Genomic DNA, 17,788 nt, shown 5'->3' on the forward strand with positions numbered 1-17,788 from the left:
TCAGGGGAGTGTACTGATCGGCACGCGTTCGGGCAAGCTGCGGCCGCCATGCCGTAGCGATCGCCCCGGCGGTGCCGGAATGCGCCTTCCGGGCCGCGTCGTCCGGCGTCTGCGCAGGGGTCAATGCAGGGTCGGCGGATGGAATAGCGCGTCGACGTCGGTGGCGTCGAAACGGTAGCTGTGGTTGGAGAGATCGTCGTGGACGAGGATCTCGCCGTGCTCGGTGAGGATCGCGCGCACTTCGTCCTCCCCCAGCGCGCGCAACATCGCCGCGACCTTGGCCGGATCGGCGGGCCAGTCGTGGGTCACCGGGCGGGCGTCGAACAGGCGGACGTTTTCCTCGGCGAACAGGCGGCGCAGGAGGTCGTGCGCTTCGAGTCCGAGCAGCTCGTCGCTGCGCACGGTATGGGCGAGCTGGAGTACGCGCGACCAGCCGTCGAGATCCTTCTGGTCGGCGCCCGGCAGCTTTTGCACGAACAGGGCCGCTGCGGCCCCCTCGCTGCACGCCAGCCACAAGCCGGCCGGCTGCTGCTCGGACTGGGCGAGGTAGTGCTGGAAAATTTCCGCGATGCTGCCGCCTTCGAGCGGCACCAGGCTCTGGTACGGCTGCGCCAGCCCGGGAACGTCGAGCGAGAGCTGCAGGCGGCCGTCGCTGATCAGTTCGCCCGGCGTATCTTCGGCGAGCACGCGCTCGCCTTTCGCATAACCGCGCAGGTTGAGGGTTTCGGTGCAGTCGATGACGAGCAGGCTGAGTGGGCCGTGGCTGCTGACCTGGAAGGTGAGGCGGCCGGGCTGCTTGAGGTTGCCGGCGATCACCGCGGACACCGCGCTCATCTCGCCGAGCAGGCGGGCGACCGGTTCCGGGTAGCCGCGGCCGGCCTGCATGGCCTGCCAGACGTCGGTCAGGCGCACGATGGCGCCGCGGATGTCGAGATCTTCGAGCAGGAAGCGCTGGACATAACTGGGAGGAAGAGGGGCGCTCATGGCTTGTTTCCGGTGAAGACGGCAGCGAAGCGTTCGGGGTCGAGACCGACGACGAGTTCGCCGGTGGCGGCCTCGATCACCGGTCGACGGATCAGTCCGGGGTGGGCCTGCATCAGCGCGATCGCCGCGGCTTCGCTGGCGATCGCCTGCTCTTCGGGGGCGAGCTTGCGCCAGGTCGTGCCCCGTTTGTTGACCAGCGACTCCCAGCCGAGGCGTTCGCACCAGCGCTGCAAGGTGGCGGCGTCGATGCCGGATTTCTTGTAGTCGTGGAAGCGGTAGGCGGCACCGGTGCCTTCGAACCAGGCGAAGGTTTTTTTCATCGTGTCGCAGTTCTTGATTCCGTGGATCACGGCTTGCATCGCACTCTCCATCGGTTCGCGCCGTCCCTCACTTGCTGCTGCGTGCGCGTGCGAAAGCCGCCGCGAGCGCGCCGCCCGCGGTGGGAGTGCCCTGTTCGCGGCGCTTTGCCGGGGGCGGTTTGTCTCCGGGGGCGGGCGGGCGGCTTTCTCCGTTCCGGGGCGGACGACGGTCGCCGTCGCGGTTCGCCGGTCGACGGGTCTGGCCGGTGCCGTGGTCGCGCGTCTCGGGGCGCGCGGCGGGGCCTTCGCTGCGGCGCACTGCGGTCTCGTCGCCCAGGCGCATCGTCAGCGCGATGCGTTTGCGCGCGACGTCCACTTCCAGCACCTTGACCTTCACCACCTGGCCGGCCTTGACCACGCTGTGCGGGTCCTTGATGAAGGTGGTGGACAGCGCCGAGATGTGCACCAGGCCGTCCTGATGCACGCCGATGTCGACGAAGGCGCCGAAGTTGGTGACGTTGGTGACCACGCCTTCGAGCAGCATCCCCGGCTGCAGGTCCTTCAGCGTCTCGACGCCGTCACGGAAGCTGGCGGTGCGGAACTCGGGGCGCGGGTCGCGGCCGGGCTTTTCCAGTTCGGCGAGGATGTCCTGCACGGTGGGCAGGCCGAAGCGCTCGTCGGTGAATTCGGCCGGCTTGAGCGACTTGAGGAAGCTGCCGTTGCCCATCAGCTCGCGCACGCTCTTCTGCACCCGGGCGAGGATGCGCTCGACCACCGGGTAGGCCTCCGGGTGCACCGAGGACGCATCGAGCGGGTTGTCGCCGCTCGGGATACGCAGAAAGCCGGCGGCCTGCTCGAAGGTCTTCGGCCCCAGGCGCGGTACGCCCTTCAGCGCGTCGCGGCTGCGGAACGGGCCGTTGGCGTCGCGGTAATCGACGATGTTGGCGGCGAGCGTCGAACTGAGGCCGGAGATGCGCGCCAGCAGCGGGGCGGAGGCGGTGTTCACATCCACGCCGACGGCGTTCACGCAGTCCTCGACCACGGCGTCCAGGCTCTTCGCCAGCCGGCCCTGGTTGACATCGTGCTGGTACTGGCCGACGCCGATCGACTTGGGGTCGATCTTGACCAGCTCGGCGAGCGGGTCCTGCAGGCGGCGGGCGATCGACACCGCGCCGCGCAGGCTGACGTCGACGCCGGGGAATTCGCGCGCGGCCAGTTCCGAGGCCGAATACACCGAGGCGCCGGCTTCCGACACCATGACCTTGGTCAGGCGCAGCTCGGGCTGGCGCTTGAGCAGTTCGGCGACGAGCGCGTCGGTCTCGCGCGAGGCGGTGCCGTTGCCGATTGCGATCAGTTCGACGGCGTGCTTCTTCGCCAGCGCGGCGATCGCCGCGAGCGCCGATTCGCGGTCGCGGCGGGGTTCGAAGGGATACACCGTGGCGGTGTCGACGAGCTTGCCGGTGGCGTCCACCACGGCGACCTTGACCCCGGTGCGGATGCCGGGGTCGAGCCCGATCGTGGCCCGTGTGCCGGCGGGCGCGGCGAGCAGCAGGTCCTTCAGGTTGCGGGCGAAGACGCGGATCGCCTCTTCCTCCGCGCGCTCGCGCAGCTCGCCCATCAGCTCGAGTTCGAGGTGGATCGAGATCTTCACGCTCCACGCCCAGCGCACGGTCTCGGCCAGCCAGCGGTCGGCAGGCCGACCCTGGTTGCGGATGCCGAAGCGGGCGGCGATGCGGCCTTCGCAGGGATGGGGGGCGTCCGCGTCGGCACGCTCCACTTCCAGCGCCAGGCGCAGCACGCCCTCGTTGCGCCCGCGCAGCAGCGCCAGCGCGCGGTGCGAGGGGAGGGTGGCGATCGGCTCCTTGAAATTGAACCAGTCGCGGAACTTGGCGCCTTCGTCTTCCTTGCCCTCGATCACGCTCGAGCGCACTTCGCCGTGCTCGTGCAGATAGGCGCGCAGCTCGCCGAGCAGAGCGGCGTCCTCGGCGAAGGTCTCCATCAGGATCTGGCGCGCGCCGTCGAGCACGCTCTTCACCTCGGCGAAGCCGGCCTCGGCGTTGAGGTAGTTCGCCGCCTCGGCTTCCGGGTCCCGCGTCGGGTCGGCGAGCAGAGCCTCGGCGAGCGGACCGATGCCGGCCTCGCGCGCGATCTGCGCCTTGGTGCGGCGCTTGGGCTTGTAGGGCAGGTAGAGGTCTTCGAGGCGTTGCTTGGTGTCGGCGTCCTCGATCTCGGCGCGCAGCTCGGCGCTCAGCTTGCCTTGCTCCTCGATCGAGGCGAGCACGGTGGCGCGGCGGTCTTCCAGTTCGCGCAGGTAGCCGAGGCGTTCTTCGAGCGTGCGTAGCTGGGTATCGTCCAGCCCGCCGGTGACTTCCTTGCGGTAGCGCGCGATGAAGGGGACGGTGGCGCCGTCGTCGAGGAGCTGGACGGCGGCGATGACCTGGCGCGGCGAGACGCCGAGCTCGTCGGCGATGCGGTGTTCGATCGGGGGCAGCATCGGATCAGGAGGTGAAGGCGGAAGCGAAGAAGGGCTGGATGGTGCAGCAAGCGCCGGCCAGCGACAAGCATTCGGTGCCGCAGCATTTGCTGCCGCACGGGCGGCAGGCTCCTGCCGGCGGCGCGTGGTGAATGAAAGGCGGCGGTGCAGGTGCCGGGCGCCGTCCCTTACAGGGCAACCAGGGTCTGCCGTCCCCACCAGCTTTCACCGGCGCCCAGGTGTACCGGCCGGTGGGCGGCGGCGGCCTCGACACAGAGCATGTGGCGGAAGCCGTTGGCGGGCAGATCGGGCAAGGCGACGCTGCGCTCGACCCAGGGGTTCCATACCACGACGTCGGGGAAACCGTCGGCGTTGATGCCCAGGCTGCGGTCGTATTCGCGCAGCAGCAGGGGGCGTTTGACGTCCTGGTAGAGGCGGTCGGTCTCGGCTTCGATCAGGAGCACATCGCCGCTGTCGCGCCGGATGCGGTCGGCATCGACCTTGTCGCGGTAGTCGTAGCCGTGCAGGCCTTCGAGGCGGGACTGCTCGACTTCGCGCACGGCGAGGTAGGTGTGCAGCGCCGCGGTGAATTCGAACCGCTCGCTGCCGGTGTTCTCGACCTCGAGTTCGAGATCGAGGCGGCTGTCCTCGATCAGGATCCCCAGCTCGGCCCGGAACGGGTGCGGCCACAGCGCGCGGGTCGCATCGCTGTCGCTCAGGGCGAGGGTGACGAGGGCGAAATCCTTGCCACTGCGCTCGGTCGCGACCGACCAGGCGGCGGTGCGGGCAAAACCATGGTGAGGCAGCGGGCCGAGTCCGGCGAACTGCGGAAAGCAGACCGGGACGCCGCCGCGGATCGCCGCACTGCCGTCGAAGCGGGCCAGGGGGCTGAGATACAGCCGCTCTTCCCCGCCGGGGGGGATCCAGGACAAGACCTGCGCACCGTGCAGGCTGACGATGACCCGGGCGCCGGCGGCGGTGACGAGGCGCAGCGCGGACTGGCCGTGAAAGTCGATGGTTTCGATCGTGGAGGGCATGGTTCAGTCCTGCAGCGGCAGCACGCCGAGCTTGACCGAACTGTCCTCGGGATCGTTGCTGATCACGAAGCCCAGCTTGTGTACGAACTTCAGCATGCGCTCGTTGTTGGCGAGGAAAACGCCGTTCATGTAGGAAATGCCGCGGCTGCGCGCGGTCTCGATGAGGACGCCCATGAGCTTGCGCGCCAGCCCGCGGTGCTGCCAGTCGTCGGCGACGACCACGGCGAATTCGCAGGATTCGCCGTCGGGGTTGACCGCGTAGCGGCAGACGCCGATTTCCTTCTCCCGCCCGTCCACTTCCAGCGTGGCGAGGAAGGCCATCTCCCGGTCGTAGTCGATCTGGGTCAGGCGCGCGACCATCGCCGGCGGCAGCTCGCGCATCGTGTTCATGAAGCGGTAGTACTTGGTCTCGGCCGACAGGCCGCGCACGAATTCGACTTCGAGCTCGGCGTCCTCGGGCTTGATCGGGCGGATCGTCACCACCGTGCCGTCGGGCACCGTCCACGTGCTGATCAGGTGCGAAGGGTAGGGGTGGATCGCCATGTGATCGTAGCGGTCGGCGGTCGGCGAAACGTTGTCGACCATGATCCGGGCATCGACCGCGACCACGCCGTGCTCGTCCACGATCAGCGGGTTGATCTCCATCGAGGTGATCCACGGCAGTTCGCAGACCATTTCCGAGACCCGCAGCAGCACCAGCTCGAGCGCCCCCATGTCGATCGCCGGCATGTTGCGGAATTCGCCCAGGCGGGCCGAGATCCGCGTCGAACGGATCATGTCCTTGACCAGGAAGCTGTTGAGCGGCGGCAAGGCGACGGCGATGTCGCGGTTGTCCTCGACCAGGTTGCCGCCTTCGCCGAACGCGATCGCGGGGCCGAACACCGGGTCGCGCTTGACGCTGACCACCAGCTCGCGGCCGTTGCGCTTCTGGATCATGGGCTCGATGGCAATGCCGTTGATCTCGGCGTCGGGCCGCACCCGCTTCACTTCGTCGATGATTTCCTGGTACGTCGAGCGCACCGCGGCGAGGCTGCGGATGTTCAGGCGCACCCCGCCGACTTCGGACTTGTGGGCAATGCTCGGCGAATCGATCTTCATCACGATCGGCAGGCCGATCTCGGCCGACAGCACCATCGCCTCGGCCGCCGAGCGGGCGACCACGGTCTGTGCGATGGGGATGCGGAAGGCGGCCAGCAGCGCCTTCGACTCCATCTCGTTGAGCTTGTTGCGGCGCTCGGACAGCGCCATCTCGATCACCAGGCGGGCGCTTTCGATCGACGGCGGCGACAGGTGAGACAGCGAGGACGGCGTCTGCATCAGCAGCTTCTGGTTCTGGTAGTAGGCGGAAATGTGGCTGAACAGCTCCACCGCCGGTTCCGGCGTGCGGAAATGGGGAATGCCGGCGGCGGTGAAGCGGTGGCGTGCCTCGCCGACCAGGTCTTCGCCCATCCAGCAGGTGACCACCGGCTTGTCGGCGGTCTTTTCGAGCTCGATGACGACGCTGGCGACGCCGGTCGGGTCGCTCACCGCCTGCGGGGTGAGCAATACCAGCACGCCGTCCACGTTCGGGCCTTCGAGAACCGCCTTGATCGCGTGGCGGTAGCGTTCGGGGCCGGCATCGCCGAGGATGTCGACCGGGTTGCCGCGCGACCAGCTCGCGGGCAGCCCGGCATTGAGCTTCTCCAGGGTGGAGTCGGCGAACTCGGCGAGCGGTATGCCGATGTCCGCGGCACGGTCGGCCGCCATCACGCCCGGGCCGCCGCCGTTGGTGATGATCGCCAGGCGGTTGCCGCGCGGGCGGAAGTGCGAAAACAGCGCGTTGGCGGCGGCGAACAGCTGGCCCATGTTGTACAGGCGGATCACGCCGGCACGGCGCAGCGCGGCGTCGAATACCGCGTCGTCGCCCATCGGCGCGCCAGTGTGCGACAGGATCGCGCGCGAGGCGTCGGGGTGGCGCCCGGCCTTGATCAGCAGCACCGGCTTGACCCGGGCCGCCGCGCGCAGCGCGCTCATGAAGCGGCGGGCGTCGCGCACTCCTTCCACATAGAGGAAGATGCTCTCGGTGCGCGGGTCGGAGATCATGTATTCGAGCACTTCGCCGAAGTCGATGTCCGACGATGATCCGAGCGAGACCACCGCCGAAAAGCCGACGTTGTTGGGTTTGGCCCAGTCCAGGATCGCTGCGCACAGGCCGCCGGACTGCGAGATCAGGCCGATGCTGCCCTTGAGTGCGCTGGCATGGGCGAAGGTGGCGTTGAGACCCAGCTGCGGGCGCATGATGCCCAGGCAGTTGGGGCCGAGCAGGCGGATGCGGTGACGGTGGGCGGCATCGACGACCTGGCGCTCGAGCAGCTCGCCGCGCGGACCGGCTTCGGAAAACCCCGCCGACAGCAGGATCGGCGCCTTGACTCCGGCACGGCCGCAGGCGTCGATGATCGCCGGCGCCTTCTCGGCGCGCACGGCGAGCGCGACCAGGTCCAGGCGCTGGGGCACGTCCTCGACCGACTTGTAGCAGGCCACGCCATGCACGCTCTCGTGCTTGGGATTGATCGCAAACAGCTTGCCCTTGTACCCGGCTTCCAGCATGTTGCGGATGAGTACGCTGCCGAGGGCGTTCTCACGTTCGCTGGCGCCGATGATGCCGACGGAGCGGGGCTCGAGCAACGGGGTGAGGTAGTGCTTGTCTTTCATGGTGTGGCTCTGGGTGATGTCGGGCGCAGGCCCGCACGATGACATATGTCCGAATTTTCTTCGAATTCTTCGATAACGCCTGATTATACTGCAGTGCACAATCGATTGCTGGCCGATTCCTCCTCACCGGATTCCTCCGCTCCTGCCGGGCGCCGGGATGCGGAGCGGCATCGGCTAGAATCGGGGCATTCTCTTCAACACCGATCCGTCTACAGGGCATTGCACCGATGATCGAGCACCACACCGCCAGTGCGCTCACGCCTTCGGCCTGGGTCACCCGCTTCGCCTCCCTGATCGCGCCCGCCGGGCGGGTGCTCGACTACGCCTGCGGCAGCGGCCGCCATGCACGCTGGCTGGCGCAGCACGGTTTTCGCGTCGACGCCGTCGACCGCGACGGCATCGCCTTGCAATTGCTGCAGGGCCTGCCCCGGCTGGAACCGCGAGAACTCGACCTCGAAGGGGAGGACTGGCCTTTCGCGCGCGCCGACTACGACGGCGTGGTGGTCTGCAACTACCTGTACCGGCCGCGCTTCGATGCCATGCTGGAATTGCTGCGTCCGGGCGGAGTGCTGATCTACGAAACCTTTATGGCCGGCAACGAGCGCTTTGGCAAGCCGAGCCGTCCCGACTTCCTGCTCCAGCCCAACGAGCTGGTGCACCGCCTGCGCGAGCACTGGACCATCGTCGCGTTCGAGCAGGGCGAAATCCGGACTCCGCGCGCCGCAGCGGTGCAGCGGGTGTGCGCGATCAAGGGCAGGGCGCTGGCCGTGCTGCCCTGAGCTTTACCCGGTCTGCTCGAGGATGCGCTGTGCCAGCGCGCGGATGCCTTCGGGCCCGAGATCCGTCGTCGCGATCCGGGGGGCGTCGCCGTAGCCGAGGTAGTTGCCGTGTTGGGAGCGCCGGTAAAGAGGGTCGTAATGCAGGTCGATGAGTTCGCCGAACAGCTCGGGGAGGGCGCCGGCATCGGCCATTGCATGCCAGCGCGCCAGCGTCTCCCGGCTCTGGAGCTCGCGCAGGCGCAGCAGGTTGTGCTTGAGGGTGGCGATGTCCTCGCCCAGGTAGGCATAGTCGCGCACGAGAAAATCGAGGCGGGCGTCGCGGCTGGCGTCGATCATCACGCAGGGCGCGCGCCGCATCGCCAGGATCAGCGCCTCGGGCACGAACAGCAGGCCGATCTTGCGGCTTTCGGCTTCCACATAGACCGGACGCGCCGGGTCGATGGCCTGCAGCCGGGTAAACAGCTGGGTCTCGAAATGCTTCTGTGAAGGCTGGGGACGATCGGGAAGCGCCCCCAGCACCGAGCCCTTGTGCGCGGCGAGGTCTTCGAGATCGAGCGTCTGCGCGCCGAGCGCAGCGAGCGCGTCGAGCACCCGGGTCTTGGCGCTGCCGGTTGGGCCGCAGACGATGCGTAGCTGCAGCTGCGGGGCGATGCGCTTGGTCTCGTCGATCACGAGGTGGCGGAACGCCTTGTAGCCGCCTTCGAGCTGGCAGGCATCCCAGCCCACCATGCGCAGCCAGGTGGTGAACGAGCCGCTGCGCTGGCCGCCGCGCCAGCAATACACCAGCGGGCGCCAGTTCTTGGGTTTATCCTTCAGGCAGGTCTGCAGGTGGTGGGCGATGTTGGCTGCGACCAGCGCGCCGCCGATGCGCCGCGCCTCGAACGCCGACTGCTGCTTGTAGATCGTGCCGACGACGACACGCTGCTCATTGTCGAGCACGGGCAGGTTCACCGCCCCCGGCAGGTGGTCGGCGGCGAATTCCGCGGGCGTGCGCGCATCGATGATCTCGTCAAATTCGGACAGCTGTGCTACGGTCGCGACGCCTTTCTGCATGGTTTTCCCGGGCGCGCGGCGCGTGGCCGGCACAGCCCTTCACTCCTTTCCGACGATGAATGAAATCAAACTGACCCAATTCTCCCACGGTGGCGGATGCGGCTGCAAAATCGCCCCGGGAGTGCTCTCCGAGCTGCTGGCAAAAATGCCGGCTGGAGTGGTGCCGCCCGAACTGCTGGTGGGAACCGATACCGCCGACGACGCGGCAGTGTACAAGCTCAACGAGCGCCAGGCGATCGTCGCCACCACCGACTTCTTCACCCCGATCGTGGACAACGCGCGCGACTTCGGCCGCATCGCCGCGACCAACGCCTTGTCCGACGTCTATGCGATGGGCGCCACACCGATCCTGGCGCTGGCCGTGGTGGGCATGCCGCTCGACAAACTGCCTCCCGAAGTCATCGGCGAAATCCTGCAGGGCGGCGCCGAAATCTGCCGCGCCGCCGGCATTCCGATCGCCGGCGGGCATTCGATCGACGTCCTCGAGCCGATCTACGGCCTGGTCGGGCTCGGTGTCGTCGACCCGGCCCGGGTCCGCACCAATGCCGGCGCCCACGCCGGAGACGTACTGATCCTGTCCAAGCCGCTCGGCATCGGCATCCTGTCGGCGGGGCTCAAGAAAGGCCGGCTCTCCGCCCACGGCTACGCCGAAATGCTGCGCTGGACGACGACGCTCAACCGTGCCGGCGCGCATCTGGCCGGTATCGACGGCGTCCATGCGGTGACCGACGTCACCGGCTTCGGCCTTGCCGGCCATCTGCTCGAGATGTGCCGCGGCGCCGGACTCGGCGCGGCGCTGCAGTTCGACCGCCTGCCGCTGATCGCGGAAGCGCTGGCGCTGGTTCAGGCCGGCGTCGCCACCGGCGCCTCGGAGCGGAACTGGGCGAGCTACGGCGAGGCCATCGATCTGGCGGACACCGCGCCCGAGTGGCAGCGCAAGCTGCTCACCGACCCGCAGACCTCGGGTGGCCTGCTGATCGCTTGCGCGCCGGCGGCGGTCGACGCGGTGCAGGCGGCGATCCGGGCCGAGCAGGGCGAAGCCGGTGCCGTGATCGGGACGATGGAGGCCGGCCCGGCGCGTGTCGGCATCGTCTGAGCGGACGCGCACGGCCGGCGGATTTCCCGTGTGGGGGCGGGCGGGCTTATCTGCCCGCCCTGCGCTTGGCGGTGTGCAGCGGCTCGAGCAGGGGCTCGAGCCCTTGCCACACCGTTTTGAGGACGAGCGCCTGGGCCTTGGCGTTGGGGTGGATGCCATCGGTCAAGAACAGCTCGGACCGACCGGCAAAGCCTTCCAGCAGAAAGGGGACCAGGGCCACGTCTTCGCTCCGGGCAACGTCGGCATAGGTCTGGGCGAAGCGCCGGGTGTAGGCCGGGCCGTAGTTCGGCGGCATCTGCATGCCGATCAGCAGGACCCGGGCTCCACTCTTCCGCGCATCGGCGATCATCGCTTTCAGGTTGTCGGCGAGCAACTGCGGGCGCAGCCCGCGCAGGCCGTCGTTGGCGCCGAGTTCGAGGATCAGGATTTCGGGCCGATGCTGCTCGAGGGCCTGCGGCAGGCGGGAGCGTCCACCGGCCGAGGTTTCGCCCGAGACGCTGGCGTTGACCACCGTGTGGTGGAACCCTTCGTCCTGCAGGCGCGTCTGCAACAAGGCTGGCCATTCCTCTCCGTGGCGCAGACCATAGCCGGCCGACAGGCTGTCGCCCCACACCAGGATCGTTGCGGCGTGGGCCGTGCCGACGAACAACACGATGAAAAAGAAGGTAGTGATGGATCGTAGCAAGGTCGAAGTCTCCATTCCGGTCGTCGAAGTCGATGGCCTGTGTCGACAGGTCGAACTGGCCGATGGTCACGGCGATCTGCACATTTTGCAGGATGTCGGTTTTGCCGTCGCGGCGGGCGAGTCGGTGGCGGTGATTGGCGCCTCGGGCTCGGGCAAATCGACGCTGCTGGGATTGCTCGCCGGGCTCGATGTTCCCACCGCCGGCACGGTGCGCCTGGACGGCATCGACCTGTTCGCGCTCGACGAGGATGCGCGCGCCGCGCTGCGCGGCGAGACGATCGGCTTCGTATTCCAGTCCTTCCAGCTGCTGCCCGCCCTGACCGCGCTGGAAAACGTGATGCTGCCGCTGGAGCTGGCCGGCGCGGCCGACGCGAAGGCGGTGGCGGCGCAGTGGCTGGAGCGGGTCGGGCTGGGAGGGCGGCTGCGCCACTACCCGAAGCACCTGTCCGGCGGCGAGCAGCAGCGCGTGGCGCTGGCGCGCGCCTTCGCCCCGGGCCCCCGGCTGCTGCTCGCCGACGAGCCGACCGGCAATCTCGATGCCGAAACCGGGCAGGCGATCATCGAACTGATCTTCGCCCTCAACCGTGAGGCGGGCACCACGCTGATCCTGGTGACGCACGACGAGTCGCTCGCGCGCCGCTGCAAGCGGGTGTTGAGAATGAACGCGGGGCGCCTGAGCGAGACGGGCGTGCGCTGAACGCGCGACACCGCCGGCGTATTCAGCCGTCCTCGCCGAAGAGGTCGAGGATGCCGTCCAGACCGCTGTGGTCGAGGCAGCAATGGGCGACGTCGCGTAGCACCGGCTTGGGATGAAAAGCGACGCCGAAGCCGGCGGCGCGCAGCATCGGGATGTCGTTGGCGCCATCTCCGGCGGCGATCACCTGGTCTTCGGCGAGGCCCAGTTCGTCGCGCAGCCGCTGCAGGTGGGCGGCTTTCGCCGCACCGTCGACGATGTCACCGACGATGCGCCCGGTGAGCCGGCCGTTGGCCACTTCGAGTTCGTTGGCGTAGGCGTGATCGAAGCCGAGCCGCGCCTGCAGGCGCTCGGTGAAGTAGGTGAAGCCGCCCGAAACCAGCATGCTGCGGATACCGGCCCGCTGCAGGCCCTGGAGCAGGCGTTCGGCCCCGGGGTTGAGCTGCAGGCGTTTTTCGTACACTTCGCCGAGGGCGCTCTCGGCCAGCCCCGCGAGCAGCGCCACGCGGCGGCTCAGCGACTCGCGGAAATCGATCTCGCCCTCCATTGCCGCTTCGGTGATCGCCGCCACTTCGGCCTTCAGCCCCTGCATGTCGGCGATCTCGTCGATGCATTCGATGTTGATCAGGGTCGAATCCATGTCGGTCACGAACAGCCCGAAGTCGCTCAGGCGGCGCCCTTCGGGCAGCCAGGCGTGGTCGAGCCGGGCCTCGGCGCAGGCGGCGAGCAGCCCTTCGTGGGGGCGGGCGCCGAGAAGGCGGAAGGAGCGCGGCGTGATCTGCTCGACCGCATCGGCGCCGGTGAGCGTGGCGATGCGCTCGAGCGCGGCGCGGTCGACGTCGCGGGCAAGGACCACCAGGTTCATGCGCTGCGCTCCCGCTGCGGCAGGGCGGTGCGCAACACGGCGGCAGCGTTGCGGATCATCTCTTCGGTGGTGTCCCAGCCGACGCAGGCGTCGGTGACCGAGCAGCCGTACCTGAGCTGGCCGAGGTCGGCCGGAATCGACTGGTTGCCCGCTTCCAGGTTGCTCTCGACCATCAGGCCGATGATCGACTGGTTGCCTTCGCGGATCTGGTGCATGACGTCCTTCATCACCAGCGGCTGAAGCTCGGGCTTTTTCCACGAGTTGGCGTGCGAGCAGTCGACGACGATGTTCTTCGGCAGCTTGGCCTTGGCGAGCGCCTGTTCGGCGAGCGAGATCGACACCGTGTCGTAGTTCGGCCGCCCGCCGCCGCCGCGCAGCACGACGTGGCCGTAGCGGTTGCCGCGGGTGCGGGTGATCGCCGACTGGCCTTCGCTGTTGATGCCGAGGAAGCTGTGCGGGCTGGCGGCCGAAATGATGGCGTTGATGGCGACGTCGAGATCGCCGTCGGTGGCGTTCTTGAACCCGACCGGAGTGGACAGGCCGGAAGCCATCTCGCGGTGGGTCTGCGATTCGGAGGTGCGTGCGCCGATCGCGGTCCACGAGATCAGGTCGCCGTAGTACTGCGGCGCGATCGGGTCGAGCGCTTCGGTGGCGGTGGGCAGGCCGAGCTCGCAGACGTCGAGCAGGAACTTGCGCGCGCGCTCCATGCCGATGTCGATGCGGAAGGAATCGTCCATGAAGGGGTCGTTGATGAAGCCCTTCCAGCCGGTGGACGTGCGCGGCTTCTCGAAATACACCCGCATCACCAGCAGGAGGCTGTCGGCGACTTCGTCGGCGAGCGCCTTCAGCCGGCGCGCATAGTCGAGGCCGGCCTCCGGATCGTGGATCGAGCACGGCCCGACCACCACGAACACGCGCGGATCCTTGTGGTCGAGAATGTCCATCACCGCTTTGCGCCCGGCCACCACCGAAGCCGCCGCCCGCTCGGTGAGCGGCACGCGCGCCTTGATTTCCTCCGGCGAGGGCATGTGGTCGAAGGCGACGACGTTGAGGTTTTCGGTCTGGGTGAGGGGCATTGCGGGGACTCCGGTTACGGCCAGGGAAACGGGTAATTGTAACTCCCGCAGCGGGGAGTGGTCGTGGCGATGTGAGCGCAGCGGAACGGCGCAAGGGCCGGCGATCGGGCGCGAGGCCGGGAGGCATCACCGCCCCCGGGCGACGGCTGCGGGCTAGAATTCCGCCAAATCCCGAACAGGAGACTATCGATGACCGAACGCTGCGCCTGGTGCGGCAACGATCCGCTCTATGTCGCCTATCACGACACCGAATGGGGCGTGCCCAGCCATGACGATCGCCATCTGTTCGAGATGCTGGTGCTCGAAGGCGCGCAGGCGGGGCTGAGCTGGCTCACCATCCTGAAGAAGCGCGAGCACTACCGGCGTGCGTTTGACGGCTTCGATGCCGAGCGTGTCGCCCGTTACGGGGCGGAGGAGGTCGCCCGCCTGCTCGCCGATCCCGGCATCGTGCGCAACCAGCGGAAGGTGGAGGCGGCCATCGCCAATGCGCACGCGGCGCTGGCGGTGCGCGAGCGCTTCGGACAGCCACGACGCCGACGGCAGCGTAGCGAACTCCAGGCACCAGCCAGACGGGCTACGCAGCGACAGGACCCCCGCCGCCTGCAGCGGCGAGGTGACGCCGACAGGGCGGGCCGCCACCAAGGTCAGGAACGCGTCCGATTTGCGCGCGGCCACCGCCCGTCCCTGGCGCACCCAGTACCCCAGCGACTTCTTGTTCAACCCATGCTCGGCGCTATACGCCGCCTGCGTCTGACCGCTGCGCCGCCACTGCTCCACATGCGCACGCCAGCGCGCAGCGCGCTCGGAATGATGGCTCATCACGACCTCCTGCAAAAAACCAGGAGTGTCCGCAAACCACCTCCGCAATCACAGGTGGGCGCGCCGGACGCTTACCTGGATGCTGGACGACACCGGAGTGCTGTGCACCTAGTTCGGTCCAGCTGAACATCCAATTTTTGCGACCGATGGGAATCAGCCGTAGCGCCCGTTCGAGGTGATTGGTGTCGATGGGGACGTCGGGATCGGCCAGGAACACTTCCAGAGCCGCGCGTCGCTTGTGCGCATAAATTGAGCACGGTCACTGCTGCTGATGCCTTTTCCCGGCGGAATGATCAAGCAGCGTGATGGCGGACCGCCGGCCGGGAGGGAGCCGGCGAGGTGTGGAACATGAGACCGGGGGATCAGTCCTCGAAGCAGAGCAGGACCCCGTCCGTTGCCTGCTGGCGCAGTGGAATCAGCGCCTGGTAAGCGGCCGATGCGTGCCACCCGTCGACTGCGGCGACGTCCGGAAAGCGGATCATCACCGTGTCGGTGTGGATGTGCTCGCCGGCCAGCACCTTAACGATCCTGCCGCGAAGGATCAGTTCTCCCCCCCACGGCGCCAGCGTGGCTGGAACGCGGCTGCGGTATTCGGCCCACTTGTCTGCATCCTTGACGGTCAGGTGCCCGATGAGATACGCATTGCCCATGTGCTTCGCTCCGAATCAGCAACAAGATGTGGGTGCGGGGACCACGCACCGCTTCAGAACCATATCCGCACCGTCATATTTCCAGGCTACGCCACAGAGGCGAGTACCGCGGGCTCATCGTGGCGCGGGGCTGCGCAGGGAGCTCCAGAAGGCTGCGCCGATCAGCACCGCACCGATGAGGCCGGTAACGGTTTCGGGAATGTGCACGTGGACGCCGATGAACATGATCGTCGCCAGCGCTCCGATCGCCCAGAACGCACCGTGCTCGAGGTAGCGATAGGCGTCCAGCGTGCCGCGATAGACCAGCATCAGGGTGAATGAGCGGACGAACATGGCACCGACGCCGAGGCCGATGGCGATGATCGGCAGGCTGGTGGTCAGGGCGAAGGCACCGATGACGCCGTCGAAGCTGAACGATGCGTCGAGCAGTTCGAGGTACATGAACCCGGCGAAACCGGTTTTCGCGGCGACTTTGCCGCCTTCTCCGGGTTCACCGCCCATGATTGCGCCGAGCCCGTCGGCGGCAATGTAGATGACCAGGCCCCAGATGCCTGCGATGATGAACTCGACCCGCTGATCCGGGGTGTCCAGCCAAGCCGAACTTGCCAGGATAACCAGGAGCGTCAGCAGGATTTGTGCTGCCTCAAGGCGGCCGAGGTGGGTCAACGGAGCCTCGATCGGCGCCAGCCAGTGCGTATCCTTGTTGGTGTCGATGAAGAACTTGAGGAACACCATCAGCAGGAAGGCGCCGCCGAAGGCCGCGATTTCGTGGTGTGCTGAAGTCAGCAGGCGGGCGTATTCGTCGGGGTTGAATAGCGCGAGGTGGACCACCTCCAGCGGTCCGAGGCTGGCGACGATGCCGACGATGGCCAGCGGGAACACGATGCGCATGCCGAATACCGCGATCAGGATGCCCCACAGGAGGAAACGCTGCCGCCATTTCTCGTCCATGTCCCGCAGCACTGTGGCGTTGACCACCGCGTTGTCGAACGACAGCGAAGTCTCCAGCACCGCCAGCACGGCAATGATGAACACTGCCGGGGGGCCGCCGAGCAGATATCCACCGACGAGGCTCAGTGCGGTGAAGCCGATCGACCAGCTGAAATACTTGAGGTTCTGCATGTGCCAACTTCGGATCTGGAATGGGGCTTTCGCCTGGGTGGGGCGCATTCTAGCACCGGTCCGGTGCGCATGAGCCGGGCGCGGCCGGTGCGAGCGGTGGCTCGCCACAGCGGTTGGCCTGCGGTCGACGCGCGGCCGGATAGCGCAGGGGGGCGGATCGATCGTGGGTCGGGTGTCCTATACTGGATGCAAGCAGAGGCGGATGTCCGAATAATGCTGTACGCATGAATCGCCACACGGGAGCAGGCTGTGATCATCGGGGTTCCAAGGGAAATCAAGAACAACGAGTTCCGTGTCGGGATGACGCCGGCCGGAGTTGCCGAATTCGTCGCCCATGGCCACACGGTGCTGGTCGAGTGCCAGGCGGGAGAAGGCTCCTCCTACAGCGATGCGGATTACGCACTGGCGGGGGCACGGCTGGCCACTTCGGCCGCGGAAGTGTTCGGCGAAGCGGACATGATCATCAAGGTCAAGGAGCCACAGGCGCTCGAACTGGCGATGTTGCGACCCGGCCAGATTCTGTTCGCCTACCTCCACCTCGCCCCCGATCGGGCACAGACCGAAGGCCTGCTGCAATCGGGGGCGCTCTGCATCGGCTACGAGACCGTGGAGCTGGCGGCAGGGCGCTTGCCGCTGCTGGCGCCGATGTCCGAAGTCGCCGGGCGGATGGCAGCACAGGTGGGCGCATCCCTGCTGCAGCGTTCGAGCGGAGGGCGCGGCGTGCTGATGGGAGGGGTTGCCGGCGTCCTGCCGGCGAACGTGCTCATCCTAGGAGCGGGGATCGTCGGCATCAACGCGGCCTATGTGGCGAAGGGAATGGGGGCGAGCGTGACCCTCATGGATGTGGATCTCGAACGCCTGCGGCAAATCGAGTTCGTCTGGGGTAGCGCGGTCCGTACCGTGTACTCGACCCGGCACGATGTCGAGCGCATGGTGGCCGAGGCCGATCTGGTGATTGGCGCGGTGCTGCAGGCCGGAGCGCGGACGCCGGTGCTGATCACGCGCGACATGCTCGCCCTGATGAAGCGGCGCGCGGTGATCCTCGATGTCGCCGTTGATCAGGGAGGCTGCATCGAGACGATCAGGCCGACGACACATGCCGATCCGACCTACCTGGTCGATGAAATCCTGCACTATGGGGTCACGAACATGCCCGGGGCGTTGCCGCGAACGTCGACCCAGGCCCTGATGAACGCGACCCTGCGCTACGGGCTGGCGATCGCCGACAAGGGCTGGCTGCGCGCGGTGTGCGACGACCCCGCCCTGGCGAGGGGGGTGAATATCCTCGAAGGCCGCATCACCAGTCGCCCGGTGGCCGAGGCTCACGGCATGGCGTTCACCCCCCTGGAAGTGCTGGTGCCGTGTTCCGCCGCGCCGTAGGGGCGATGGAAGCGGCAATGCGCGGGCTGCTTGCTCCGCGTTTGCGGGGGGCGGAGCGACGCTTCTTGATTCGAATCAAATTAGA

At 67.7% G+C, this 17,788-nt stretch carries 15 protein-coding genes and 3 pseudogenes; 5 read left to right on the forward strand and 13 right to left on the reverse strand.

What is annotated here, in order from left to right:
- Nucleotides 1-120 precede the first annotated feature (120 nt).
- The 5 genes from hslO to Tharo_RS09055 all read right to left on the reverse strand — a co-directional run bounded on the left by hslO (nucleotide 121) and on the right by Tharo_RS09055 (nucleotide 7,484).
- Nucleotides 121-984, reverse strand: coding sequence for an Hsp33 family molecular chaperone HslO (hslO, locus tag Tharo_RS09035; RefSeq protein WP_107220909.1), 864 nt, complete (start codon nucleotides 982-984; stop codon nucleotides 121-123).
- Nucleotides 981-1,343, reverse strand: a complete 363-nt coding sequence (locus Tharo_RS09040; RefSeq protein WP_107220910.1) for an ArsC family reductase — start codon at nucleotides 1,341-1,343, stop codon at nucleotides 981-983. The genes hslO and Tharo_RS09040 overlap by 4 nt, the downstream gene beginning before the upstream one ends.
- 28 nt (nucleotides 1,344-1,371) lie before the next feature.
- Nucleotides 1,372-3,777 (reverse strand): Tex family protein, encoded by a 2,406-nt coding sequence (locus tag Tharo_RS09045; protein ID WP_107220911.1) that lies wholly within the window; start codon nucleotides 3,775-3,777, stop codon nucleotides 1,372-1,374.
- A 167-nt stretch (nucleotides 3,778-3,944) separates the two neighbouring features.
- Nucleotides 3,945-4,793: a D-hexose-6-phosphate mutarotase gene (locus Tharo_RS09050; protein ID WP_107220912.1), complete on the reverse strand. Its 849-nt coding sequence runs from the start codon at nucleotides 4,791-4,793 to the stop codon at nucleotides 3,945-3,947.
- A 3-nt stretch (nucleotides 4,794-4,796) separates the two neighbouring features.
- Complete coding sequence (locus Tharo_RS09055; protein WP_107220913.1) at nucleotides 4,797-7,484, reverse strand: bifunctional acetate--CoA ligase family protein/GNAT family N-acetyltransferase; 2,688 nt, start codon at nucleotides 7,482-7,484, stop codon at nucleotides 4,797-4,799.
- Between the two features lie 227 nt (nucleotides 7,485-7,711).
- On the opposite strand from Tharo_RS09055, the gene Tharo_RS09060 reads away from it, so the two are divergent.
- Entirely contained in the window at nucleotides 7,712-8,263 is a 552-nt protein-coding gene (locus Tharo_RS09060) for a class I SAM-dependent methyltransferase (protein WP_107220914.1), read from the forward strand.
- 3 nt (nucleotides 8,264-8,266) lie between these two features.
- Here the strand turns inward: Tharo_RS09060 and mnmH are convergent, their stop codons facing one another.
- Nucleotides 8,267-9,316: a tRNA 2-selenouridine(34) synthase MnmH gene (gene mnmH, locus Tharo_RS09065; RefSeq protein ID WP_107222374.1), complete on the reverse strand. Its 1,050-nt coding sequence runs from the start codon at nucleotides 9,314-9,316 to the stop codon at nucleotides 8,267-8,269.
- 55 nt (nucleotides 9,317-9,371) lie between these two features.
- Here mnmH and selD point away from each other — a divergent pair, with 55 nt between their 5' ends.
- On the forward strand, nucleotides 9,372-10,412 hold the full coding sequence (gene selD, locus Tharo_RS09070) for a selenide, water dikinase SelD (RefSeq protein ID WP_107220915.1): 1,041 nt from the start codon (nucleotides 9,372-9,374) through the stop codon (nucleotides 10,410-10,412).
- A 46-nt stretch (nucleotides 10,413-10,458) separates the two neighbouring features.
- Here selD and Tharo_RS09075 read toward each other — a convergent pair whose 3' ends face one another.
- Entirely contained in the window at nucleotides 10,459-11,112 is a 654-nt protein-coding gene (locus Tharo_RS09075; RefSeq protein WP_107222375.1) for an arylesterase, read from the reverse strand.
- Here Tharo_RS09075 and Tharo_RS09080 point away from each other — a divergent pair.
- Nucleotides 11,084-11,794 carry an ABC transporter ATP-binding protein gene (locus Tharo_RS09080; protein ID WP_107220916.1) on the forward strand — a complete coding sequence of 237 codons (711 nt, stop codon included), beginning with the start codon at nucleotides 11,084-11,086 and terminating at the stop codon, nucleotides 11,792-11,794. The genes Tharo_RS09075 and Tharo_RS09080 overlap by 29 nt on opposite strands.
- A gap of 22 nt (nucleotides 11,795-11,816) precedes the next feature.
- On the opposite strand, the gene serB is transcribed toward Tharo_RS09080, so the two are convergent.
- Together serB and Tharo_RS09090 are read right to left on the reverse strand one after the other, a co-directional pair.
- On the reverse strand, nucleotides 11,817-12,656 hold the full coding sequence (gene serB / locus Tharo_RS09085) for a phosphoserine phosphatase SerB (RefSeq protein WP_107220917.1): 840 nt from the start codon (nucleotides 12,654-12,656) through the stop codon (nucleotides 11,817-11,819).
- A complete protein-coding gene (locus Tharo_RS09090; RefSeq protein WP_107220918.1) occupies nucleotides 12,653-13,732 on the reverse strand; it encodes a 3-deoxy-7-phosphoheptulonate synthase in 1,080 nt (359 codons plus the stop codon). The genes serB and Tharo_RS09090 overlap by 4 nt, the downstream gene beginning before the upstream one ends.
- 189 nt (nucleotides 13,733-13,921) lie before the next feature.
- On the opposite strand from Tharo_RS09090, the pseudogene Tharo_RS09095 reads away from it, so the two are divergent.
- Nucleotides 13,922-14,197, forward strand: a pseudogene (locus Tharo_RS09095) (DNA-3-methyladenine glycosylase I); the annotation flags it as partial.
- A 147-nt stretch (nucleotides 14,198-14,344) separates the two neighbouring features.
- On the opposite strand, the pseudogene tnpA reads toward Tharo_RS09095, so the two are convergent.
- From tnpA to Tharo_RS09110, 4 genes and pseudogenes are all read right to left on the reverse strand, one after another.
- Nucleotides 14,345-14,551 (reverse strand): annotated as a pseudogene (gene tnpA / locus Tharo_RS18165) (IS66 family insertion sequence element accessory protein TnpA); the annotation flags it as partial.
- Between the two features lie 82 nt (nucleotides 14,552-14,633).
- A pseudogene (locus Tharo_RS09100) lies at nucleotides 14,634-14,798 on the reverse strand (IS66 family transposase); the annotation flags it as partial.
- 115 nt (nucleotides 14,799-14,913) lie between these two features.
- Entirely contained in the window at nucleotides 14,914-15,201 is a 288-nt protein-coding gene (locus Tharo_RS09105) for a DUF1330 domain-containing protein (protein WP_107220919.1), read from the reverse strand.
- Between the two features lie 114 nt (nucleotides 15,202-15,315).
- On the reverse strand, nucleotides 15,316-16,323 hold the full coding sequence (locus tag Tharo_RS09110; RefSeq protein ID WP_107220920.1) for a DUF475 domain-containing protein: 1,008 nt from the start codon (nucleotides 16,321-16,323) through the stop codon (nucleotides 15,316-15,318).
- 249 nt (nucleotides 16,324-16,572) lie between these two features.
- On the opposite strand from Tharo_RS09110, the gene ald reads away from it, so the two are divergent.
- Nucleotides 16,573-17,703, forward strand: coding sequence for an alanine dehydrogenase (ald, locus tag Tharo_RS09115; protein ID WP_107220921.1), 1,131 nt, complete (start codon nucleotides 16,573-16,575; stop codon nucleotides 17,701-17,703).
- Nucleotides 17,704-17,788 lie beyond the last annotated feature (85 nt).

Source organism: Thauera aromatica K172 (genome assembly GCF_003030465.1).
GTDB classification, from domain to species: domain Bacteria; phylum Pseudomonadota; class Gammaproteobacteria; order Burkholderiales; family Rhodocyclaceae; genus Thauera; species Thauera aromatica.